The sequence below is a fragment of the Rossellomorea sp. GCM10028870 genome (genome assembly GCF_042666755.1).
Lineage (GTDB): Bacteria > Bacillota > Bacilli > Bacillales > Bacillaceae_B > Rossellomorea.
The window spans coordinates 357522-379869 of sequence record NZ_JBHTGN010000004.1 but is presented as its reverse complement, the minus strand read 5'-3'; the positions used below and the strand labels follow the sequence as shown (position 1 = coordinate 379869).

Genomic DNA, 22348 nt, shown 5'->3' with positions numbered 1-22348 from the left:
ACCAAGTCCTCTCTCTTAGGCTTTAGCCCTTCACTCCCGCTCGCGGATCCCAAGACCCCTGTAATTTTCTGATATAAAGAATTTGTCCTGCATGGTAAGTGGTATGGATGGTGAGGTGGGCAATGATTTCAGTCCACTTAGTCAGATTCACCTCATTTACCGCTTCAACCGTCTTCTTCCAGTCAGCCATCAACTGATCAATCCGCTCGGACGTTTCACTCCAACTGAGACGTTCCCTATTCTTGAACGTGCTCCCACCTGTACTCTCTTCATTCTCAATCCCTTTCAATCGATTTAAATGGCGTTGATTATAGTAGATGAGATGATGGATGATTTCAGAGATCGAATTGGTGGCTTCATTTGGTTTCCACGTTGCTTGTTCCTCTGTGAGATCCTTGATGGAATTGATCAACGAGACAAACCAGGTATTTTGAGTGTGGCATGCATCCAGTTGCATGAGTAATACTTGTTTCGCATTCATCCTAATTCCCTCCTGCATTTCCGTATCACTTATACTTTCAAGATAGAGAAGGGTGTTTCCTCTTACCATTTCAATTCTCCATTAAAAAAGATCCTTTTTTGTTAAAAAGGGATCTCCACTGTTTCATTAGCTTATCTTCATTTCCACAGAGACTCTATTATCTTCCAAAAAACTCAGGCAGCCGTACGCCAAGGTCGAATAATGCGCTCGTTACAAGAAGAATCAGCACCGGGATTACACAGAGCATCAAGATCACCGTCCAGAATGTAGGGGAAGAATCCTCCCGCTTTTTCTTCCGATATAGATCTTGAACCCGCTTCTGCTTTTCGTTAGTATGGTGGCTCATGTGTTCCTCCTTCATAATGGATAGTCCTAAAACCCGAACCCTATCAATCCAATAATAAATAAACCAATAAAGATGATAAATCCTACCGGAAGAACCACCAAAAGCACCGCCGATGCCTTCCTCCAAAATCCCGGCGCACTATACCAGGAAGCAAGGGCCGAACCGATATATCCTACTGCAATGATCCACACCCACAGATTCCCAATCTGTTTGCCAACGAGGGATTGTAAAATCAAGAACGTGACAATCAGGATGAAGATTGATACAAGACCATTGTATTTTCTCATCTAAATCCCCCTACTCTTTTAGACGCCATTCATACTTAATATCCGGCAGATTCTCTTCATTCTCCTTCCCTCTGCCGATAATCATAAATCCATTCTTTTCATAAAATCGCTGAGCATTTCGATTCACTTCAAACGTATATAAGGTTAAGCGGCCACTCGATTGCGTTTTCGCTTTATCCAATAAGGTCTGACCTATTCCAACACCTTGATAATCGACATGAATGTAAAGCTGACTGATTTCCGTTTCATTATATGCGGCCATTCCCACTACTCTTCCATCTATTAGTGCTAAATCGATTTGATATTGTTCAGGCAGGATATGGGTTAAAAAAAAGAGGTGACTGTCCACGCTGTGCTTTTCTTTTTGATCAATGGCTGTTTCTTTACTTTCCCGCCACATGTTCACGGTTTCTTGGGCATAGTCGGGGTGAAACGGAGTAATAGTGATGTGCTTTTGTCGCATGCTGTATCCTCCTTTTTATATGAAGACTCCTTTCAAATCAGGATGTTGCCTTGGTATTACAAGTAAAGAAGCAACCAGCTTTCTTGAGCCGGTTGCTTCTTTTGGTGTCTATATCTTTGTCACTTCTATATAGCGGAGCTGGATCCCGTCTTTTTCAATCACTTTAAAGCGATACCCTTCTTCCTCAATGAAGCTGCCGACTTTGGCATCGAGGTTTTGTGTCATGAACCAGCCGCCGATGGTGTCGATGTCCAGTTCACCAATGTCAATGGTTATATTCAAAAGAGAGTTGACATCATTGATGAGAACCTTTGAATCAAGAAGGTAATGACCATCCTTGAGTTTTCGGATTTCAGCTACTTCATCCTCGTCAAATTCATCCCGGATTTCACCGACGATTTCTTCAAGGATGTCCTCAACCGTCACAATTCCTGATGTACCTCCGTATTCATCAATCAGAACGGCAATATGAACCCGCTCTTTCTGCATCTTGACAAGCAGGTCATGAATCGGAATCGTCTCGATGACTGTAATGATGGGATTGACAAAAGGTCGAAGGGTAAAGTTCGTATCCAGTTCGTTGACCATCGCCTCTGTCAGAAGCTCTTTCATATTTACGAATCCTTTGACATTATCCTTATCGCCGTTCACGACAGGATAACGCGTGAAATTCTCTTTTCGAATGGTATTTATCACGTCCTCGAGCGTATCGTCTATGGAAAGGGAGACGATTTCTTTTCGTGGGACCATGATTTCCTTCGCAATCCGTTCATCGAATTCAAAGATGTTGTTCACATACTTTAGTTCGTTCTTATTGATTTCACCGCTTTTAAAACTCTCCGAAAGCAGGATCCGAAGCTCTTCTTCTGTATGAACTTCTTCATGCTCCGAAGCCGACTTCAACCCGAAGATTCCCACAAGCACACGTGCAGATCCATTTAAGAACCAGATAAAAGGATACATGATCCGGTAAAACCAAATGATCGGGCCGGAGAATAATAGCGTGACGGCTTCGGCTTTCTGGATCGCCACCGTTTTTGGCGCAAGTTCCCCGACTACAACGTGAAGGAATGTCACAAGGGCAAAGGCGATACCGAAGGACAGGATATGCGTGATCGCTTCATTTAACTCGAAATAAGCAAAAAGTGGATGCAAAATCTTCTCCACAGTCGGCTCACCCAGCCAGCCCAAACCAAGTGCCGTAATCGTAATTCCAAGCTGGCAAGCAGATAGATACTCATCAAGATGAGTCACGACCTTCTTAGCGGCAATCGATCCTTTACGATTTTCCGCTATGAGCTGATCAATCCTGGAACCCCGTACCTTTACAATCGCAAATTCCGTCGCTACGAAAAAAGCGGTTAAAGCAATCAATAAAACAATTAAAATTAAGTTTATAGACGTTGTCAATTAGCAGCCTTATCCTTAGATAAGGCTTACACCTCCATCATGATAAATTTCATACACCAAGTGAATGGCTAGATCGATGAAAGCATGAAGTGAAAACTACTTATCTCTAGAAGGGATTGAATAGAACCCATATTGAGAAGTAGACCGTCCAGCTTCCAGCAACCCGGATTGAATCATTGAACCGAATGTTACGCAGCATCGCTCAGCTGAGTCGTATCTTAGCTTCTCTGTCCCATTAGTATCCCTCCAGACGTTAATATAAAATAATATATTATGATTTTACTTAATTATGAGATTTTATTCAAACATATTACGATAGAGGATTCCCAAATAGATTGGGATAGCTTTGCTTATGAACGCTTTCCTACAAAACCAATAATTGATCGAATAAATAGCCACTATACAAACCGCCAATCATTTGTATCCCTCATATCGTAAACCAAATCCTTGCGATGATACCATTCCCCAAACTTCTTCGTCCCCGAATTTTCTTTCACCCTGTGGTATTCTATAAAATACGATCGTATCTAACATTTGATTGGAAACGCACTAGGAAAACCATTCAATGCTTCAATAAAGATCATCCTATAGCGTAAATCAACTACTACTTTCCCTCTACAATAGCAACAAATTTCACGAAAAGAGCCTTCTAAAAGTATGTGCAGAGGAAATCCCCAAAAAAGTGAAGCTTATTCAAGTTAATGATAAGCTCCCCTTAATTTAATTTGAACGTTTGTCACTTAACCGTTACACCAACTGAATAAAAAAACCTGTTTGATTTACCATAGCGCCTTACATTCCTACAAGGATATGGGATTTAGTATGATTTCTAACATAATCCTCCCGAAGAAGCCCATAAACAGCACAGTCCTTATACTGACCCTTCGCATTTCGAATCATATGCCGGATGATCCCTTCCTGCTCCATCCCTGCTTTCGTCATGATCCTGCCTGAAGCCGGATTATCCGTATTATGGGCGGCGGATATTTTATGAACGTCCATATGTATAAAGGCAAATTCCACGACCGCTTTCAAGGCTTCGGTACCATATCCTTTATTCCACCAATTGTATCCAAGGGAATAACTGACCTCGCAATTCCCTGTAGAGTGGCCAAAATCATATAAATCGATCTCTCCGATGAGTACACCATCATCTTTGAGTTCAATGCCCCAGTGACAAAACTCCTTCGATTCATACCCACTCACAATCCTCTCCACACGCTCCTGCGTTTCGGCAACGGTCTTATGTGCCGGACTAACTCGATTGTCGGCGATCCGCTCATCCGACATCCAGTGGCCAAAGACGCTTTGAATATCGTCGAGATCCAATTTTCGAAGGATGAGTCGATCTGTTTCCAAAGTGGGAGTTCCGTAAAAATGGACCATACTATCTCTCCTTGTCTATTAACCACACATTTTAAAAATAGGTAATCATCATAATGACAAAACTGATAAGCGTAAATAAGACAGCTCCATAAAACACTGAACCTACATTTGCCTTCAATTCATTGTCCTTTTGGATCTTCCATCCTGCCTCACTCGCCTCCAAAGTAGCTCCTTTGGATAAGGCACCACCACTACTGTTAAAAAAGAAAAGTCCGACCGTTAATCCCAGTCCGATAAAAAAGCTCCATTCTCCGTAAGAAAAAGAGAACAGAAGGCTCCCGACCCAGATAGCTATAGCAAGTATCGCAGCCGTTAGTAATGACGTTCGTGTTATGAATTTCTTCATATTATATACCCCCTCGTATATTACTAATACTTACGAGTGGAGGCCTTAAAAAGTTTCAATTTTCAGTCAAAAAGAGATTCAACTGTACACCATTCCTGGAAGATTGAATCCCCCTAAAACTCAATATAAAATGGATGCTGACTCTCTTCCAAACAAAGCTCGATCCGCTCTCTGAAATTCGAATGAGTCACCATCTCGAGCGCTTGCTCAATCGAAAAAAAGCCCACCTCAAGACTCTCCTCTGAAGTCGTCGGTTCGCCTCCAACAGGCTTCGCGAGAAACAGAGTGTTGCAGATGGATCTTTTCACATTTTGAAATACCCCGCAAAATGCCAGTACCTCCACATCCATTCCTGTTTCCTCTTTCGTCTCTCTGATCGCAGCCTCTTTCAACGACTCCCCTTCTTCCACCTGACCACCGGGCATTTCCCATCCACGCCTTGGTCCCTTTATCAACAGGATTTCCTGTTGGTTATTGATGACAATGGTGGCAGCTGAAACGATATGTTTTGGCGGTGAATATATATCCTGTGTGTTTTGTGTCATAAATAACACCCCTCCACTTCAATAATAATTTTCCTCAGAATTAATTTATACGATGTTCGTGAGTAGATCTAAAAAATGCCTCTTTCACATAAATCGTATACGTCAAGACAATCACCGAAAAAATAAAATTCCCTATAAAAGGCTGATCGGGCTGTACAGATAACAATAGGAAACTGATCACCCCAAACAACACGGAGTACGCGATGAATAGCCAAAAACCCCATTTTTTCAATCTCATATACCCATAAACCATCACTAAGGAAAAGAACGCCACTACTACTCTCATGAATCGTTCAGGCATAATCGGTACTCCAAACCTTTCAGAAATGCTAATCGTATCAGCAGCAGCCTGATAAAAAATAGCGGTAAATAATAATACGATTGCACCAAAAATATAGAAATAACTTATGATGGATACACCTATAGGTCTCTTCACGATTTGACCTCCATTATTTTACGTTGTCTACAAACTCCCTTAATTCCAATTATGTCAAAATAAACCATCACACTCAATCACTATTTTCACTAAAAGAAGCCTACCCACATTCGGATAAGCTTCCTGTTTACACTTACGACCACTCCATATCCTTTTCCACCCAATACCCCTCATCCGAATTCCTCACCACTACATCAAAATTCTCATGCTTCGGATGCATAAATACCTCATATTGGATTCTGCGTTCGTCATGGGTTTTCCGTAAATACTCGACATCCATGCCTCTTTCGGAAACATCGCGGATTCCTCTTCTTATAAGCTCTGTCTCGCCATCTGTGTAAAAGTAAATCTTAAGGTCGTATAAGTCGGGGTTGCTGAATGCAACCGTCATCCCTTCTACAATCGTCAAGTTGATTCGGGAGGAGATGAGCTGACTTCTTTCATAAGGGACGTCCATGGTATAGAAGTCCATTCCCTCCCTTACCATCTTAACGTCCCGATCGAGAGCCAATACATGGTGGGCAGCCGGATGGCAGGCAGTCATTTTGGATTGATGGATTTCATTGTTGTACTCATATTGGATGGAGGTGTGCCTTCTTACGCCAGAACTGACGATATAGGGATCGGCATTGATATAATTGATATTCTTTCCTTCCAGCAGCGTCAAAAGCTTCTTGGCAAACGTGGTTTTACCCGAAGCACCATGTCCTGAAATACCGATGACCATTTTTCGATCTTGCTGGTTTAATAGATTGGCTATGTTATGTAAGATCTTGTCCATGAACTCTCTCCCTATGATTCGTGATTATTTTTCTCGTAAAATACATCTTCAAACATCACCGCTCAAATCGATTTCAGAATCACATTTGAATCCTATTCATTAGGTTTCCTCTTTATGAAGATAAGCTGCTAATCTCACAAACTCCTCACTATCCTCTACACACAACGCCATCCCTTTTTCCCAAAAGGCTTCCTCCGTAATGTCTTCTCCCAGATGCTTCATGACGAGTTCTTCTGCCGACATGCGCCCTGAATCCCGCAAGAGGTTCATGTATTGCTCCTCGAATCCTTTCCCCATTTCCTTTGCCCTGACGAAGAGATTCAGTGCAAGTAAATATCCAAAGGTGTAAGGAAAGTTATAAAAAGGAGATTCTGTTTTATAGAAATGGGGCGTCCATACCCACGAGTGAATCGGGACCTCATCCAGGGAACCCGCATACCCTTCTTCTAAGGCAGCCTCCATCAGTTCGTTCAAACGTGATGCGGGGACGAACCCCTTTTTCCGTTCTTCGTGAAAGTTTTTTTCAAAGATGAATCTGGCATGAAGGTTCATGAAGTTCATGACACTGCGCTTTAATTTCTCATCAAGGATGAACAGCTTCTCTTCCTCCGTCTCCGCTTTCTCCATGGCCGCCTCGAGAATAATCATCTCTGCGAAGGTCGAAGCCGTTTCGGCCAGGCTCATGGGGTAGGACTTGTTCATCCCGTTCACTGATTTCATCGCATGGTTATGAAAGGCATGACCAAGTTCATGCACAAGGGTCAATACCCCTTTGAATGTGCCGGGAAATGTCAGGAACACCCTGGACTCCCCCGTCAACGGAAACGCCGCGCAAATGGGAACTGCAGACTTTCCCGGACGATTTTCTGCCTCGACCCAGCCTTCACGGAACGCCGTCTCTGCAAACTGTCCCATTTCGGTACCAAATGCGAGAAATTGCTCCTCGACCAAAGCCGCAGCCTCTCCGTATTCCATTCCTTGATGGTGATGATTCATTGGGGACCAAAAGTGATAAGACTTCATTTTGGCATCGCCGTTCATGTCTGCCTTCACATTCAAGTATTGGGCAAACGGTTCTTTATATCTCTCCATCACCGAAAACATCGCATTCAGCGTTTCTTCCTTCATCCGGTTTTGGGCCAGAGGAACATGGAGGACGTCCTCAATTCCCACGCTCTTATACATATTCAACCGGAAACCGGCCAGATGGTTCAAGATTTGCGCAAACTGCCCCTCAAGCCCGGTCCACTTTTCCACCAGCGCCTCATGAGATTCTTTTCGAATCGAAGCATCGTGGTGCGAACGCAGATTGATGGCCTGCCCTACAGAGAAATCCTGACCCTTTACCTGGACCTTAATGCTGCTCATGAACGATTGATAGAACTGCCCCCAGGCATGGTACCCGTCTGCCATAAGGTCCGACACCTCCTGCGAAGGCTCCCGGTCCGCTTCTTCCCGCCACTCTTGAAGGGTGAAGCGATACTCCTTCAGATCCTCTGATGCAAGCAGGCTCATCCACTCCGATTCCTCCGTATGGGCTAATTTCCTCTTCAGGTCACTGTTGATAGAATCATATTTTGATTGAAGAGCCGTGGATTCCCCTCTGTAGAATTGTGGGCCCTGGTCTTTCGGATTTTCGGAAAGAAGACAGATAGCATAGGATCTTGCTTGTGATACGGACATCTTTATATCCCTAAGTCGATTAAGAACATCGACTAGTTGATCCGAATCTAATACCGCCGTCCACTCTTTCACCATTTCTTCCAGCTCCATAATTTTGGCTTCCGTCCACTTCATATGATCATGTAATTCAGGTGATGTGCTTCCTCCTTTGAAGATGCTGTCGAGATTCCATACTGTTTTGTATTTTGTTTGAGTCATCATAAGCTCCTCCTACCTTAGTTCCGAACAAAACATACGTTCTTATTTTAATCCATTTTGAACATTTTTCCAACTCCTATTTGCCCTAAAATTCCAAATAGACTATAATTTCTTCCTAACACTGAACTGGAGGATCACACCATGCCTTTAGTCAAATACAACGATACATATGAACGGAAGCATTGTCATGAATGGAATTGATCGAGAGTCCCAAATCTATTGTTCAAGCAACTGCATTAAGAGCAACGGGGCCGATCACCCGGCTACCATACTAAAGAAAATTCGACACGGCGGATCGATTATTTTAAAAGAGGATTAATAAATCAAAAAAGGTTCAAAAAAGTTTAAGCAGGATTAATCATTTTATATCAGGATCGATTATGGTCCGATTTGGATCAATTCCATAGCAGAAGGGATTCCCAATAAAGAATTTCACTCTAATTCCGGTACTCATTATCACTCAAGGAACCGAATCTAGCTAAACTAACGTCCTTTTCCGTTGAAAGACAGAAAAAAGAGGACCGATGGACTTCTATTCAAACCTCAAACCGGATGATCGATGGGAGCCCTCCCCCGGTCACTGTTCATTCCATTCCTCAAGCTGGCCCAAATCTTTATTTAACCGTAAAGGACTATCTTAGCAACTTCCACCTGCCGGAAGACCAGCTGGAATTCACCAGCATGCCACTCGATCAAATCCATCATCCCTCTATTTCAAAGGCACCACCCATGTAGTGATCCCGCATGACGTCGAACCCGTCGGATATTTTGCTTAGGAAAAAGGGGGAAAACTTCGTAAATACACTTCTAATCAAAAAAGGCAAGACTACTAACCTCGTTCTCTATCGATGAAAGCACCAGGGGCAGGGCTTTGCCAACCATCTTATGACGCACAGTATGATCTACACACCATCCTTCAGTTGAGTTGGTCACGCCCATGAATGGTGGATTCTATTATGAGTTCGATTAGTCTTATGATCATTCCTACCGGTGATGGATTTAGAAAATGACACAGACCCTTTCCATGATCCGTCAAGGAAAGGATTTTCCTTTATTATCGTTCCTAGATACACGAAGGAAGAACGATTCTGTCCCCACCACACTTCTAGGTCTTACTAAATATTCTGGTAGTTGGTGTCATGGGGTGAGTATATTGCACGACAGCAATATCCGTTTCACTTCTTATCAGTGCCCGACTCAGAATCAAATACAACCTCAACCAGCCATCTTATCCCATAGGAAAGGATGATATAGATGATAAAAGACCACCATCTCTTCCAATGATATACTTTATAAATATCTAACCATTCAAACACTGGCTCAGCAATAAACGATGCACATGCTGCTAGAACGATATTCGCATACAAAAAGGATTTCCCTTTAGGGAAGTATTTATATAGAAGCATGTAGGTAACAGGGATTAATGCATAGTCAAAGACATATGCTTTTGGAAGAATAGGGATTAATTGTGACGGATAGCCCCATAACCCAAGCTCAAATCCAAGCCCATCCAGGTTCGCTGCCACTATGATCCATATTAACCCAAGAAAGAGCAGCCTCGGCATCTCCTCTCTTCTCGTTAAACGAAAATAGAAGTACCAGGACAGGATGAAGAGTCCTATTAAGAACCACCAGCGTGGGGATAGGAAACAATATTCCTGCCAATACACAGTATTCTCGTGAACAACATTCAAAGCCTTTTCTCTTATTCGATCATATTGTTCTTTCATACACGACCCCCTACGATCAACTATTTTTTATAAAAAGATCCTTTTCAATTTCAATTTGTTAGAGAGTAAATGAAAGCTTTTATGGGTTTTTATGGGTTTTCATGAGTTGCATCGTTCATAGTTTCCACGGTCAACGTATTTTCATTCATGTTTTCATTGAGTGATTTACATACTGATGCCCGCTCTTCAATGCGTTCATCTAAAAATGAGTTGCTATCCCTCTTTTCAGTTAATTTATCGTATGACTTTTCTCACTTACAAGCATCTCATGTTTGTGTTAATATTATCCAAAACCGACAAATTCCTTCCCTTTTTTCGAAAGGAGATAAAGAAAATGTCAGAAAACCGAGAGCTTCTTACAATCTTGCAGACCCTCCAAACCTATTCAGAGTGTGACATTACTCATTCCTTCACTGAACATTGTTCGGAACCATTGTTTGTTTCGTACTCAAAGGAATTAGAATCATTTATCATCATTCAGAATGGCACAAAGGAAACCTATGATGATATCCATTCCGCTTTAACCCGATTAGAACATTTATGACTTATCAATACACATCAACTCAAAAAGACCTGTCGCTAATCGACAGGTCTTTTTGAGTTTCCGAAGACCACCCGGCTGTTAGTTATGATTGTTGTTCAAATCGCTGGAGTTATTGTGAATATTGGAATTTCCGGACTGACTTCTGCTTTTCGATCCAACTTCCTGATAGAATTTATTGTCATGATTTCAATCTTCTCCTTCCCTATATAAAAAATGACTCCCCTATGGAATAATCAAGCAATCTTAGCGCATACTACCATATTGACATAGTCTAAAGGGTGAGCGTAATGAACATGAATCAACCCGCAACGTTGGAAGACCGGGTAGCCGGGATTCTTGCTAGCTTGAGTGATAGCTCGGATGTTAAATCAAGATACTTGAAGTTATCCGGAGGACGTCTTTCGGCCTGCCTCCTCTATATAGATGGCATCGTGGATACCGTGTCCATCCAGGAGCATATCATCGAACCTATATTACAACAGCCTGCACCTGAGGAGGAAGGACGTTTCATTCCTTTCCTGACCGAGTCGGTTATTCAGGTTTCTGATGTAGAAGTGGTGAAGGATAAGGACAAGGTCAGCGGCAAACTGGTGGATGGATCCACAATTATTCTGTTTGAAGGACAAGCGGACATCCTTGCCGCCGATACGTCCAAGTGGGAGGAACGTTCCCTTACCAATCCGAAGGGGCAGCGGACTATTGAGGGGCCGGATGTCGGCTTTACCGAGAGTCGCAGCGGGAATGTAGCCTTGATCCGAAAATACATCAAAAATCCCTCCCTGCATGTCGAGACTCAAACGTATGGTGAATTCACCAGTACGTCCGTATCCCTTATTTATCTGGAAAATATGGTCGATGGGGACATACTGAATGAAATCAGGGGCAAGCTTGAACAAATCTCCCTTGATTCCGTCATCGGATCTAACTATATTTCGGAGTTTTTGACGAAAGAGTCGAAAACCATTTTCCCCTTAGTCATGAACTCGGACAGGCCGGATGTCGCGGCGGCGGAAGTGCTGGAGGGAAGGGTTTGCATTATGGTGGACGGGACTCCCTTCACCCTGATTGCCCCGGCCGTGTTCTTACAGTTCTTTCAGTCATCGGATGACTATTATATCAACAGTGAAGCAACGAGGCTGGTCCGTCCCATGCGCTTCCTCCTCTTTTGGCTTTCCCTGTATATCCCGGCATTCTATGTGGCGTTTACCACGTTCCACAAAGGCCTGCTGCCGGTGAATTTACTGGTGGGATTCTTGGCCCAGCGGGAGTCTGTGCCTTTCCCGACGGTCTTTGAAGTCCTCCTCGTGTTCGTCTTGACGGAGGCCATTTATGAAGGCTCAAGCCGACTTCCTCAGACCGTTGTAATCACGATTTCTCTGTTTGGTGCGATCGTGTTCGGCCAGGCCTCTGTTGAAGCTCAGCTTGTTCAACCCATTACCCTGGTGATCATCAGTACTTCCTTCATCTTATCCAGTATCATCCCGATTGCCATCATGAGCTATGCCACAAGAATCATTAAGCTCAGCTTGATATTGATCGGGGCCCTGCTCGGCTTGTATGGGATTGCCTTATTCACTTTAATGCTATTGGTGCATCTCTGTTATTTAAGATCATTCACGGTCCCTTATCTTGCACCCGTTTCCCCTTTCACATGGCAAGATATGGCAAAGGATGTATTCTTCCGGAATCCGATCCCGGACATTAATAAGAACATTCCTTCATTTCATAAGGAGGAACCAATGGAAGACTCTGATAAAAAGGAGAATGACTCGTGAACCTGTCCAATCTTCGTCACCTCATCATCCTTTTTATCTTGATCGGATGCGTTATCGTCGGATATGTGAAGACTAGCCTTTTAAATGAAGTCGAGCTGGTATCAGGTCTCGGAATTGACAAAATGGACGACCATTATTCCATTACCCTGCAGGTCTTCAACCCTTCCGCCAATCAGAAGAATGCAGTGGATCCGACTGGTGGATTCACCTATACCCAAACAGGGAAAACCATTCCGGAAGCCATCGAGCGGATCAAGAAAGACACCCTTAAGGAAGCGATCCTCGACACATTGCAGGTCGTGGTACTGAGTGAAAGACTTGCAAAGGAAGAGGGCTTGAATGAAACATTGGATTTTCTCGTTCGTGATCCAAGGGTTCCGGCAAACATCAGCACCATCGTCATTAAGAATCAAAGTCCTGAATTATTTTTACAGTTGTTTACCCCTCAGCAGAAACTATCCGCTTTATACACGAATATCATGCTGAAGAATTCGAAAGAAGCCTGGGGGCATTTGGTGAACACGTCTTCGGAAAGGATCAAAAGTCATTTAGAGGACAAGACTTCAGACATTATCATTCCTTATGTGGAGATTCATGGAGATGTGAAAGAAGGGACATCCAAGAGTAATATCGAGGATTTCACTCCGACAGCCCATGTGTCACTCGAGGGATTTGCTACCTTTAAGAATGAGAATCTCCATTCTTTTTTAACCCAGAAGGAAAGCAATACATTAGCCTTGGTCAAAGATATCAACCAGGTCGTTTCCATATCCACTCCATGTCCGGGTGCTGAAGGAGAGTTCACCATCGACACGATCAAGACGGCTTCTTCCCTGAAGGCAGACACTGACCCGGTCTCTTTCAAGCTGAAGGTAGCCCTTGATGGAAACCTGGAGGAAACTTCGTGCAAGATGGATCTCACAAAGTTGTCTGCACAGGAAAAGCTTGCAAACCAAGTAAAGACCAAGATCAAATCCGATATAGAGGCGCTTATCAAAAAGTCACAGGAAGACGGAACGGATATTCTTGGACTGAAGGATGCCCTCTACCGGCAGCACCCGGATGTATGGAAAGAGAAACGGAATGACAAGATGTTACTCTCAACGGTTAACGTAGACACGAGCGTCGATGTCCGATTCATCCGATTTGGGCACACTAAGCAATAATCAAAGAAGGGGGACTGATGATATGAACAAAGTATCCATATCCGCGCTTGAATTATGCTCGATGATGCTTCTCTTTTTAACGGGAAGCACCATCGTGGTCGGCTTGAACTTTTCGGCCATGGAAGACAGCATCCTGGCGATAGCAATGGAAGTAGGATTCGGAATCATCCTGTTCTATTATTACCTCCTCCTGTTAAAAAGAAGTTCATGGCTGGAATTCATCCCTCTTCTGAAAATGGGATTCGGACCCTTTCTATCCAAGGTTCTCGCAGTGGTTTTCAGCTTCTATTTTCTATATATAGCGGGAAGGGTGATGAATGATTTTGCCTTTTTCACCACCCAGCTCCTCTATCCCGATGCCCCCAACTGGATTGCTTCCATACCATTCCTGCTCGTGGTTGGCTATTGTACGATGCTTGGAATCGAAGCGATTGCAAGGAGTGCGGTGATCGTGACCTTTTTCACCTTCTTCATCTTAGCTGTTTTATGGCTGCTAGGTTTCCTGTCGGAGGAATTCCAGGTTCAGTATCTGTTTCCTTTGTTCTCACAAGGGTGGGAGCCCCTCAAGAAAATGATCTTCCCGACCGGACTGACCTTTCCCTACGGTGAGCTTGTTGTCTTTCTGGTATTGCTTCCATTCATTGCAAAAAAAGAAAAGCTCCAAAAAATTGTTTGGATTCCCATCGTCAGCGCCGGTCTGATTGTCATGATCACGATGGAGATGGTCATCGGTCTTCTCCATGCCCCCTTCGCCAACACGTACTACTTTCCGTTTGTGAAAGCGATGGAACTGGTGTCGTATTTAGGCGTCGTTGAACACTTGGAAATTTTCACCTATCTCCTTTTAATAGGTGGAGGATTCATGAAGGTATCGGTTTTCCTATATGCAGCGCAGGTCGTCCTGACTCAGTTGTTCAAGTTAAAACAAAAGAACTGGCATGTCCTCTTCTTACTGGTGGCCGTTTATCTGCTTTCCCTCCATCGAAGTGACGACATCGCGGAGCACTTATATGTGGGATTAAAGCTCGTCCCCTATTACCTTCATATTCCAATTCAATTCATTCTCCCGTTGATATTGGGCGTGGTGGTTTTTTGGAAGACGCGAAAGAAAAAGTCAGTTCAGGGATAGAGAAAATAAAAACGATCAGCGGCTCCTGAACCGCTGGTCGTTTCCAGTGATTTTTCTACAAAAGGATTATAAATGTAAATTACGGATTATAAAGTGCGAAAACCGGTTCATACATTCCGGGAGGGCATGAATTTTTAATAAATGTTTGGATTAAAAGTACTCTATTAATCCAACTAGTGATTATTTTTCCAAAAAAGCAGGTTTCCACCTCTAGATGACCAACTCTATAAGAATCCGGGCTGCTCCCATACCATCTAACGATTGAACATGCCAGAACTCTCCCGGTTGGCTCTTAAATAATTCATAAACACATCCTTCACCATCTCTGTTTTTCCAACCTCGATCAATTGATTCCCTTTCACCGATTCGTATCCACATACCTCTTCATACAGTAACGGAGACCCTGTCCCTACCGTGTAGATCCTCTTTTCCATCAAGCTTTCTCCATTTACCTTAATATCCGAAATCACACCCTCATGATGACACCACGTAACTCCAGCGAACGATAGAGGACCGATCGGAATGCCATGAGGCCTGAATCCATTCCCGTATACCGGCTTGGAGATAACCTCTTCATTAAAACTATCCTCTATCAATCCGGCAATTTGTTCACCCTTTAGCTCCATCAACACAGGGGAATGCATGCTCTTGCATCTGTTGTACACATCCCCCTTCGTCACATCGCCTGATTCCAGGGCTTCTTCCACTGCGGCTCCCCCATACATAATGCCAATCTCAGACTTCCAGTAGTCCCGTACGGCCTCTGCCATTAATTGAATGACATCAGCATGAGTAAGTTCTACGCTGGTTGTGTACAATACCTCGGACAAAAACTCCTTCGTTTCCTCACGACCCTTTTCTAAAATGTCTTCCATGCTGGCATCAGCTTTTGACTCGGGAGTGATTTCCACTAATTTTCCCTCGAAGGATTCGATCTTATGAAGACCATTCTCGATATATAAACCCAATTTCAACTCCCCGACATATTGTCCGTGAGACCCCGCTTGAACAATCAGGACACCTGATTCCACCACGGGACTTTGAAGCACCGTATGAGAATGCGCCCCCACGATCACATCGACCAGGTTGCTGACTTCTTTCGCCATCTCCACATCGGCACCATACCCCAGATGAGATAGAAAGACGATGACATCTGCACCCTGCTCTTTAAGGTCATTTACCGCTTTATTGATGGCCACAAGGGTTTCCCGATTCCTGAAATCGTGCTTGTTCTCATAAAGATCCCCAAATTGATCGGTCGCTCCAAATAGTCCAACCCTCACACCGTTATCCATTGTCACGAGAAGCGTTTCTTTCATCCCCCCGATGGGAGTCCCATCACCCTCTACCAGATTTAATAACAACCAGGGTACACTGGATTCCAGGCTATGCTTTCGTATCAACGCCGGTGTCGATCGCAACAGCTCATTATTCCCCACCGACATCGCATGATATCCTACATCTGCAAGCATCTCCAAATGCATATGGCCATTCGTCGCCAGGCACTCATTGATGCTCATATCCATGTGATCCCCGCCATCCAGCAATAAATAACTTTCCCCTTGCGCCTTAAGCTCCCTGACACGTTTCTTTATGTATGCAGCCTGCCGTACGACCAAATCATAGTTTCCGTGAAGATCATTGGTGTGAAGAATGGTGATGTTTTTTTTCATATGTATTTCCCCCTATTTATAAATGCTTACTTAACTCTATGTCCGCGTAGTAATCAGGACCTTGCTCATTCTCCCCCAATGTACGACAAAATCTTCTCTTTCAAACCACCATTACTAGTGAACAGAATAAACGTTTCTGAACTTGTATGGATCACGACTCTATCCGTGTGTCCATATGGAAAACCTATTCTCACTGCTGTTTTCCCTTCACCGCTATATGTATCATCATCTCGCACTTCTTTAATATCAGATAAAGGAATAGTGATGTTACTTAGTTGCCACTTGATATTTAAGTTTTCGTTATTCTTTGATACCTTTACTTCCATATCTTACACTCCTATCTTTATTCACTTTCACTCAGTCTATTAGAATGAAACCAGCCTCTAAGCTTTTCCGCATATAGTTCAATGGCGTATGTTTATACATTCATTTCTCACCTTTTTTCTAAAGTGAACTGACCCGATGCTTGAACCGTGCCATCAATACCGTATGATAGTAATATCCATCAGACAGCCGTTTGTCTTCTTTTAAGATCCCTTCCACTTCAAAACCATAGTTTTTATATAGATTAATAGCTTTTTCGTTTGTTTCGATCACCTTTAATGTTACTTTGCGGATCTCATTGGAGTCAGCCCATTTAATGAATTTATTTAAAAGGGCCTTTCCTATTCCATATCCCCAGAATTCTTTCAATACCCCAACCCCGAACTCAACATGATGGGAAGTCCTTTTCAACCCGTTTCCCTCACACCTTGAAAATCCTGCAATCCCTCCGTTTATTTCTGCCACTAAAAATAAGCGATTGGCACTCTCCGCATCCTCTTTTATGATTTCTTTGAAGCCTCTTTCGTCGATGTGTGCCTCGCCTTTTTCCCGGTCTAAATATTCCGTTTCCCCATCGATCTGTAGCCTCACATGGGACAGAGCTTTCGCATCATCTTCTGTTGCTGACCTTACACAATAATCCAATCCGCGGTTTTGGTAATGACTATGTTTGATTATCAATTCAAATTCCCCCATAACCCCATATTCAGTTTTTATTTTCTACAGATGCTACTCTCACTTCTGCTATCGAATTATACAATCAAACCGATCAATTCCAATTATTTCAAAACACTCTGCTCATCTCAAGGATTAATTCAAAAAAAAGGAAGCTTACCTTGTTTAAGATAAACTTCCTTCGTAGACTATTGTTCATGACTTCTTCATACTAAATTATTTGATCATCAAGTGATCAGTTGTAAATCCAATTCTTTCCCCTTTCAAATATATCAACCTTACGTTCAGGTAATCCTTAGCTTTTTTCCGGTAACCCAGGAGGATTATATTTAGGTGGAATTCTCAGCCAGCCTCTTGCAATCATTAGATTTTTTAAAGGGGCAGCGAATTTCATTAAGTTGATTTGAATGGAAAAGAACATTAGTCCGACGTCGGTCCGAACGGTCTTGGACATAGCCTGTGCGCAAAAGGTGATAGAAGTGGCTACTTTGGCAGATATGAGATTGGCAATCTCATCATCCTTCAGTTTAACTCCTTCAGGCACCGCAGCTGAATTCGACGATGGTTTTGTAGGGTTGACCAAAGGCAACGGAACCCCTTCTTTTAAAAGGAATTCCTCTATTTTTTTCGTATCAGTCTTGCTACCTTCCAACGCATTTTGTAACACGTGTTCCATATCTTGATCACTCGTTGTATTCAGTCCTACTTGATAAAGAGATTGGGCTTCATGAAATGCGGTAAATGCTGTCCAAAGATCCATGACTTCACCGACATGTAAAGGGGGTTTAGGTGCTTCATCTACAAAATTTTTAATAATGGCTGAAATAGCTTCAAAAGTACTTGTCATCAAGTAGCCTCCTAATTGCTTGTCGCCACTATTATTCCTCATTATTCGTTATACATTCAGTGAAATGAGCTATATGTCGGATTCCTGCATTACAATACGTTTGTCGGTTAAGGGATCTAAATCCAAAAAAGGAAACCTCTCATCAGGAATTCCTTTTTCTTTCTTCTACTACGATTGCATCTATTCCTTCACATTTAATCCCCATTTCAAATACTCCAGAAGCATCTCGGTTTGTTCCTTTAATCGTATACTTTCCGAGTCTAAGATGGCATGATCCACTGCCATGCCATCAATCCAGGAGATAATGGACTTTGCCATCACTTCCACTTCGAACCGGGGAGCAAATTCTCCCGCTTTTATGCCTTCTTCGATTATGTGAATGGTCATTTTATAAGCTTGAACGAACCGCTTCCTGGCATGCTCCTGCCTTCTTTTTTCCTTTCTCCCGGTAATGAAGTATTCCAGCTTGGAAGGAGCCAATGGATCCATGTTATTGGTAGGCTTTTTGGCTTCCCCAAGGAAGGTCATCAATAAAGCATCCCAGTAGGAGCCCTGATGTTTAAGCATCGCCTGAAGGGACTCATCTATCGACTGCATCTGCTGTTCTTCAATCAACGCTTCGAACAGATCCTCTTTATTATCAAAGTATTGGTACAATCCCCCCCGACTGACACCTGCCTTATCCATCACATGCTTCATCGTGGCCTTTTCATAGCCATGCTCAATAAATACCTCTTTTGCTGCTTCTAATAAGTTAGAGCGGCGTTGCTCCTTGTGTTCCTGACTGACTTTCGGTGACATCCTTCTCCCCCTCTTCTACTTTATTTCTTACCGAAACAGAAACAATGAATAGTACGATCAGTAATGAGCTTGTGACAATAAAGGATGGAATGATACCTATGATCGTGGCAAGTCCCCCACCGGCTAATGGCCCGATGATCGTTGCTGTAGTCGTTGTACTGTTGACCACTCCAAATACCCTTCCCGTCATATGAACAGGAGTTTTCACCTGTGCCGCTGCTTGAAACGGAATGAAAACAAATCCGGCTGAGCCCCCTGCCAGGAAGCCGAGTGCAGGAACCCAAAGCAATGACAGGCTTAGATCATAATACGTCAGGATCGCCATCGTTCCAAACCCTATTCCAATACCTAACACTCCGAAGCACATATAGAAGAATGCGTTGTAATCTGTTTTCTTAGAAAGGAAAATCCCTGTCACGAGCATACCGACACCCGCCCCCGTCACCGTATAACCGAATAGATCAGGAGATACATCGGTCAACTCACGAAGTAATACGATGATTTGGGAATCAGATAATTGCAGGATTAATAAGCTGACACCCAGTAGAAACAATCCATACAGTAAAAACCTGCTTTCCTTGATAAAGCCCATCCCGACTTTGATCTCCTCTTTAAAGGAAGGCCCACCCTTCTTCTCCATTCCCTCAACAGCTTCCGTTTCATTCAACGCTTTAGGTAAAAGCAAAATGAAAAGCGCAGAGAGAAAGAAAGTGGCTGAATCGATATAAAATACATTGTAGGTTCCCATCGTTGAAACCAGGATCCCACTCACCAACGGACCAATGATTTTCGTACTTGAATCGATGGTAGACGACAGAGATATGGCTCCCTTGATGTGTTCATCCTGGACCAGCTCCTTCAACTTCCCATTCTTTGCCGGCACAAAGACGGAAGAGAAAATTCCGATTAGAAACAAACAGCCGTACACCATCCAAACTTTCGTCGCAAGCGTCAATAGCAGGATGAGCACTCCCCTGACCACATCTGAAAAAATCATTAACGTCTTTCGTTCCATCCTGTCTGCAATGGTCCCCGAGATCGGTCCCAATAGAGCCATCGGCAGTGCCAGGCTCAGGATGATAAAGGACATCTGCATGGGTGTTGCCTCCCATTTCAGTCCAACCAGCGTAATGATTGCCACAATACTCAACCAGTCTCCCAAACTTGAAATAGCCTGTGCCGTCATTAAGGTAACGAAGTGTTTATTTTTTCTTAATGATGAACTCATCTTAACCCTCCCGCTCTTATAATAGACATAAATGTCGTTTTATTAATTTAATTATAGCGATACTTATATCTATTTTCAATCCTTTTTATCCATTATTCAGAAAGTTAAAATGGAAAAATACTGCATTATAATACTTTTTTATAAGAAAAATTAAAAAGTGGTTATAAATGACACTTTTGTCGATTATAATAACGACATATGTGTCACTTTTTATTCAGCTCTCACATATCATTTAAAGAACACACTGATATTTAAAGAAAGGGAATGACGATGCTTGCCATTATTAAAGTATTTTTCAATCACTATCCTGCCCCAGAAGTAAAGCGCGTCACGGATGACATCCTAGATCGCCGTGCAAACTTCCATAACAGCATCGGTTAACCAACAACTAATGAAAGGAGAGATTTTTATGTTCATGATCATTATACGTTTTTTCCAAAGCCGTCCCGAACCCCAAGTTCAGCAAATCCAGAACGATATCCTGGATCGCAGGGCCCATCTCCATAACCTGATTGCTTAATCAATGAATGATTGAAAGGAGAGATTCCCATGTTAATAATCATTAAACGATTTTTCTACAGCCGTCCCCAACCTCTAGTTCAGCGAATCCAGGACAATATTCTAGATCGAAGAGCCACCTACCATAACCGCATCATCTAACTCACTTTTATATGTTTCCTATCATTTTTATTATCCAATGGAGGAGCTTATGATAAGGTTAAAGATTCATCTCACACCCTCGTATTCAAAAAAAAAGAAACAGCGTGAATGAAAGCTGTTTCTTTTAGTCGCGGTATACCGATTAACAAAAAAACCAGAGTCTTATTCCCTGTACTCCTTTTCAACCCCATCAGAGTATGTAATTTCAAGTTCAAATACCTGATAGCCTTCTTCAACAGAGAATGCTTCTTTTACTTGCTGGATGACCTTTTGCCCGTCTGTATTTTGATCGAAGTCGAACCCTTCAAAGATAGGGGCGAGCTTGTCCATTGCTTCATCTGATAGCAGGTTTTGACCATTGAGGTCATCCTGGTATTTCGCTTCCACTCCGTCTTTTTCATTTTCATAGTCCACATCGATCGATTTATTATCTTTATAATCAACATCTAAATCGAAATTTGTAAAAGGAAAAGCTCCTTGTTCATTGTTCTCATTATTCGTATTTTCTACAGGTGCCTTTTCCGGTGGATTCTTGACTTCTTCCTTATCATTACAGCCTGCCAATAAAAAAACCGAGAAAAAAACAAGGGCTAAAACGGTTAACTTCTTCTTCATTTAATGACCTCCTTAAATATAGGTGGGGATAGTTTACCCAGTTTTGGAGGATTGAATCACTTATATTCGTTTATGGCTTTTTACAAGTAATTACTCTACAAAAAAAGAATGACCACCCTTTGGATGATCATTCCTTCATTCTCCTTATATATTCCGCACAGCCTCTTCAATTCCATCATTTCCTGAAATCAGATCGAACCCTCGGTTGAATGTACGTTCCTCGGTAAGTGAAGCCACGATCGTTCTGGCCACATCTTCACGCGGAATCGAGCCTCTTGATAGATTCTCTGCTGCGGCTACCTTCCCTGTCCCTGATTCATTCAGTAATCCCCCGGGACGGATGATGGTATAGGTCAACCCGCTCTGTTCCAAAGCCCGATCCGCGAAATGCTTCGCCACATAATACGGCTTCAAGGACTCATTCCAGTTCTCACGGTGATGGGCCTGCAGGGCACTCACCATGACGAACCGGTCGATTCCTGCCTGCTTGGCCGCCTCCATTGCTTTGACCGCTCCGTCCAAGTCGATGAGCAATGTTTTATCGGCACCCGTTTTGCCCCCGGATCCGGCCGTGAATACGACGGCATCGGCATCCTTCAGGCCATTCGCAATCTGATCCACCGTTCCCTCTAAATCAACCAGTGAAGATTGAACACCTTCCTGTTCAAAGGACTGCGCCTGCTCTTCCTTTCTCACAATCGCTCTTGGTGTATGCTCACTGCTTTCCTTTAACAACCCGACCACTTGCTTTCCGATCTGTCCATTTGCACCTACTACTGCTACGTTCATTTCATCATCTCCTTATCCCGATTATTTTAG

Annotated in this window: 25 protein-coding genes; 5 read left to right on the top strand and 20 right to left on the bottom strand. The window is 43.0% G+C overall.

Annotation, left to right across the window (positions count from 1 at the left end):
* Window positions 1-22 precede the first annotated feature (22 nt).
* The 11 genes from ACFQWC_RS18135 to ACFQWC_RS18085 all read right to left on the bottom strand — a co-directional run bounded on the left by ACFQWC_RS18135 (window position 23) and on the right by ACFQWC_RS18085 (window position 8362).
* On the bottom strand, window positions 23-481 hold the full coding sequence (locus tag ACFQWC_RS18135; protein ID WP_377108769.1) for a DinB family protein: 459 nt from the start codon (window positions 479-481) through the stop codon (window positions 23-25).
* A gap of 157 nt (window positions 482-638) precedes the next feature.
* The gene (locus ACFQWC_RS18130) at window positions 639-827 is read right to left on the bottom strand and encodes a hypothetical protein (RefSeq protein WP_299741810.1); all 189 of its coding nucleotides are present in this window, start codon (window positions 825-827) and stop codon (window positions 639-641) included.
* 26 nt (window positions 828-853) lie between these two features.
* Entirely contained in the window at window positions 854-1114 is a 261-nt protein-coding gene (locus tag ACFQWC_RS18125; protein ID WP_341357410.1) for a hypothetical protein, read from the bottom strand.
* Between the two features lie 10 nt (window positions 1115-1124).
* On the bottom strand, window positions 1125-1577 hold the full coding sequence (locus ACFQWC_RS18120; protein WP_341357409.1) for a GNAT family N-acetyltransferase: 453 nt from the start codon (window positions 1575-1577) through the stop codon (window positions 1125-1127).
* 108 nt (window positions 1578-1685) lie between these two features.
* Complete coding sequence (locus ACFQWC_RS18115; protein ID WP_299741804.1) at window positions 1686-2987, bottom strand: hemolysin family protein; 1302 nt, start codon at window positions 2985-2987, stop codon at window positions 1686-1688.
* 792 nt (window positions 2988-3779) lie between these two features.
* A complete protein-coding gene (locus ACFQWC_RS18110) occupies window positions 3780-4373 on the bottom strand; it encodes a GNAT family N-acetyltransferase (protein ID WP_299741803.1) in 594 nt (197 codons plus the stop codon).
* Window positions 4374-4404: 31 nt separating this feature from the next.
* A complete protein-coding gene (locus ACFQWC_RS18105) occupies window positions 4405-4719 on the bottom strand; it encodes a hypothetical protein (RefSeq protein WP_299741801.1) in 315 nt (104 codons plus the stop codon).
* A 113-nt stretch (window positions 4720-4832) separates the two neighbouring features.
* On the bottom strand, window positions 4833-5264 hold the full coding sequence (locus tag ACFQWC_RS18100) for an NUDIX hydrolase (RefSeq protein WP_299741800.1): 432 nt from the start codon (window positions 5262-5264) through the stop codon (window positions 4833-4835).
* Between the two features lie 40 nt (window positions 5265-5304).
* Window positions 5305-5700 carry a hypothetical protein gene (locus ACFQWC_RS18095; RefSeq protein ID WP_299741798.1) on the bottom strand — a complete coding sequence of 132 codons (396 nt, stop codon included), beginning with the start codon at window positions 5698-5700 and terminating at the stop codon, window positions 5305-5307.
* A 133-nt stretch (window positions 5701-5833) separates the two neighbouring features.
* Complete coding sequence (locus ACFQWC_RS18090) at window positions 5834-6481, bottom strand: uridine kinase family protein (RefSeq protein WP_377108768.1); 648 nt, start codon at window positions 6479-6481, stop codon at window positions 5834-5836.
* 99 nt (window positions 6482-6580) lie between these two features.
* The gene (locus ACFQWC_RS18085; RefSeq protein ID WP_377108767.1) at window positions 6581-8362 is read right to left on the bottom strand and encodes a M3 family oligoendopeptidase; all 1782 of its coding nucleotides are present in this window, start codon (window positions 8360-8362) and stop codon (window positions 6581-6583) included.
* A 187-nt stretch (window positions 8363-8549) separates the two neighbouring features.
* Here ACFQWC_RS18085 and ACFQWC_RS18080 point away from each other — a divergent pair, with 187 nt between their 5' ends.
* Entirely contained in the window at window positions 8550-8681 is a 132-nt protein-coding gene (locus ACFQWC_RS18080; protein WP_341357406.1) for a hypothetical protein, read from the top strand.
* An 856-nt stretch (window positions 8682-9537) separates the two neighbouring features.
* Here the strand turns inward: ACFQWC_RS18080 and ACFQWC_RS18075 are convergent.
* Window positions 9538-10092 (bottom strand): CBO0543 family protein, encoded by a 555-nt coding sequence (locus ACFQWC_RS18075; RefSeq protein ID WP_299741790.1) that lies wholly within the window; start codon window positions 10090-10092, stop codon window positions 9538-9540.
* A gap of 334 nt (window positions 10093-10426) precedes the next feature.
* On the opposite strand from ACFQWC_RS18075, the gene ACFQWC_RS18070 reads away from it, so the two are divergent.
* The 4 genes from ACFQWC_RS18070 to ACFQWC_RS18055 all read left to right on the top strand — a co-directional run bounded on the left by ACFQWC_RS18070 (window position 10427) and on the right by ACFQWC_RS18055 (window position 14706).
* Window positions 10427-10636 (top strand): hypothetical protein, encoded by a 210-nt coding sequence (locus tag ACFQWC_RS18070; RefSeq protein ID WP_299741788.1) that lies wholly within the window; start codon window positions 10427-10429, stop codon window positions 10634-10636.
* Window positions 10637-10923: 287 nt separating this feature from the next.
* The gene (locus ACFQWC_RS18065) at window positions 10924-12411 is read left to right on the top strand and encodes a spore germination protein (protein WP_377108766.1); all 1488 of its coding nucleotides are present in this window, start codon (window positions 10924-10926) and stop codon (window positions 12409-12411) included.
* Entirely contained in the window at window positions 12408-13577 is a 1170-nt protein-coding gene (locus ACFQWC_RS18060) for a Ger(x)C family spore germination protein (protein WP_341357404.1), read from the top strand. Before ACFQWC_RS18065 ends, ACFQWC_RS18060 begins: the two co-directional genes overlap by 4 nt.
* 22 nt (window positions 13578-13599) lie before the next feature.
* Entirely contained in the window at window positions 13600-14706 is a 1107-nt protein-coding gene (locus ACFQWC_RS18055) for a GerAB/ArcD/ProY family transporter (RefSeq protein ID WP_377108765.1), read from the top strand.
* Window positions 14707-14960: 254 nt separating this feature from the next.
* Here the strand turns inward: ACFQWC_RS18055 and ACFQWC_RS18050 are convergent, their stop codons facing one another.
* From ACFQWC_RS18050 to ACFQWC_RS18015, 8 genes are all read right to left on the bottom strand, one after another.
* Window positions 14961-16379 carry a bifunctional metallophosphatase/5'-nucleotidase gene (locus tag ACFQWC_RS18050; protein ID WP_377108764.1) on the bottom strand — a complete coding sequence of 473 codons (1419 nt, stop codon included), beginning with the start codon at window positions 16377-16379 and terminating at the stop codon, window positions 14961-14963.
* 65 nt (window positions 16380-16444) lie between these two features.
* Window positions 16445-16705 carry a SunI/YnzG family protein gene (locus ACFQWC_RS18045; RefSeq protein ID WP_341357401.1) on the bottom strand — a complete coding sequence of 87 codons (261 nt, stop codon included), beginning with the start codon at window positions 16703-16705 and terminating at the stop codon, window positions 16445-16447.
* A gap of 118 nt (window positions 16706-16823) precedes the next feature.
* A complete protein-coding gene (locus tag ACFQWC_RS18040; protein WP_377108763.1) occupies window positions 16824-17384 on the bottom strand; it encodes a GNAT family N-acetyltransferase in 561 nt (186 codons plus the stop codon).
* Window positions 17385-17673: 289 nt separating this feature from the next.
* Complete coding sequence (locus ACFQWC_RS18035; RefSeq protein WP_299741777.1) at window positions 17674-18225, bottom strand: DUF3231 family protein; 552 nt, start codon at window positions 18223-18225, stop codon at window positions 17674-17676.
* Between the two features lie 180 nt (window positions 18226-18405).
* Window positions 18406-19026: a TetR/AcrR family transcriptional regulator gene (locus ACFQWC_RS18030; protein ID WP_377108762.1), complete on the bottom strand. Its 621-nt coding sequence runs from the start codon at window positions 19024-19026 to the stop codon at window positions 18406-18408.
* Window positions 18980-20254, bottom strand: coding sequence for an MFS transporter (locus ACFQWC_RS18025; RefSeq protein ID WP_299741773.1), 1275 nt, complete (start codon window positions 20252-20254; stop codon window positions 18980-18982). Before ACFQWC_RS18025 ends, ACFQWC_RS18030 begins: the two co-directional genes overlap by 47 nt.
* An 822-nt stretch (window positions 20255-21076) precedes the next feature.
* Complete coding sequence (locus ACFQWC_RS18020) at window positions 21077-21529, bottom strand: YusW family protein (protein ID WP_299741771.1); 453 nt, start codon at window positions 21527-21529, stop codon at window positions 21077-21079.
* Window positions 21530-21673: 144 nt separating this feature from the next.
* Window positions 21674-22318 (bottom strand): SDR family oxidoreductase, encoded by a 645-nt coding sequence (locus ACFQWC_RS18015; RefSeq protein ID WP_377108761.1) that lies wholly within the window; start codon window positions 22316-22318, stop codon window positions 21674-21676.
* Window positions 22319-22348 lie beyond the last annotated feature (30 nt).

Coding starts and splice junctions, on each gene's coding strand:
- ACFQWC_RS18135 (WP_377108769.1), bottom strand. CDS start 481: ATGAATGCGAAACAAGTATTACTCATGCAACTGGATGCATGCCACACT.
- ACFQWC_RS18130 (WP_299741810.1), bottom strand. CDS start 827: ATGAGCCACCATACTAACGAAAAGCAGAAGCGGGTTCAAGATCTATAT.
- ACFQWC_RS18125 (WP_341357410.1), bottom strand. CDS start 1,114: ATGAGAAAATACAATGGTCTTGTATCAATCTTCATCCTGATTGTCACG.
- ACFQWC_RS18120 (WP_341357409.1), bottom strand. CDS start 1,577: ATGCGACAAAAGCACATCACTATTACTCCGTTTCACCCCGACTATGCC.
- ACFQWC_RS18110 (WP_299741803.1), bottom strand. CDS start 4,373: ATGGTCCATTTTTACGGAACTCCCACTTTGGAAACAGATCGACTCATC.
- ACFQWC_RS18105 (WP_299741801.1), bottom strand. CDS start 4,719: ATGAAGAAATTCATAACACGAACGTCATTACTAACGGCTGCGATACTT.
- ACFQWC_RS18100 (WP_299741800.1), bottom strand. CDS start 5,264: ATGACACAAAACACACAGGATATATATTCACCGCCAAAACATATCGTT.
- ACFQWC_RS18090 (WP_377108768.1), bottom strand. CDS start 6,481: ATGGACAAGATCTTACATAACATAGCCAATCTATTAAACCAGCAAGAT.
- ACFQWC_RS18085 (WP_377108767.1), bottom strand. CDS start 8,362: ATGACTCAAACAAAATACAAAACAGTATGGAATCTCGACAGCATCTTC.
- ACFQWC_RS18080 (WP_341357406.1), top strand. CDS start 8,550: ATGAATGGAATTGATCGAGAGTCCCAAATCTATTGTTCAAGCAACTGC.
- ACFQWC_RS18075 (WP_299741790.1), bottom strand. CDS start 10,092: ATGAAAGAACAATATGATCGAATAAGAGAAAAGGCTTTGAATGTTGTT.
- ACFQWC_RS18070 (WP_299741788.1), top strand. CDS start 10,427: ATGTCAGAAAACCGAGAGCTTCTTACAATCTTGCAGACCCTCCAAACC.
- ACFQWC_RS18065 (WP_377108766.1), top strand. CDS start 10,924: ATGAACATGAATCAACCCGCAACGTTGGAAGACCGGGTAGCCGGGATT.
- ACFQWC_RS18055 (WP_377108765.1), top strand. CDS start 13,600: ATGAACAAAGTATCCATATCCGCGCTTGAATTATGCTCGATGATGCTT.
- ACFQWC_RS18050 (WP_377108764.1), bottom strand. CDS start 16,379: ATGAAAAAAAACATCACCATTCTTCACACCAATGATCTTCACGGAAAC.
- ACFQWC_RS18045 (WP_341357401.1), bottom strand. CDS start 16,705: ATGGAAGTAAAGGTATCAAAGAATAACGAAAACTTAAATATCAAGTGG.
- ACFQWC_RS18035 (WP_299741777.1), bottom strand. CDS start 18,225: ATGACAAGTACTTTTGAAGCTATTTCAGCCATTATTAAAAATTTTGTA.
- ACFQWC_RS18030 (WP_377108762.1), bottom strand. CDS start 19,026: ATGTCACCGAAAGTCAGTCAGGAACACAAGGAGCAACGCCGCTCTAAC.
- ACFQWC_RS18025 (WP_299741773.1), bottom strand. CDS start 20,254: ATGAGTTCATCATTAAGAAAAAATAAACACTTCGTTACCTTAATGACG.
- ACFQWC_RS18020 (WP_299741771.1), bottom strand. CDS start 21,529: ATGAAGAAGAAGTTAACCGTTTTAGCCCTTGTTTTTTTCTCGGTTTTT.
- ACFQWC_RS18015 (WP_377108761.1), bottom strand. CDS start 22,318: ATGAACGTAGCAGTAGTAGGTGCAAATGGACAGATCGGAAAGCAAGTG.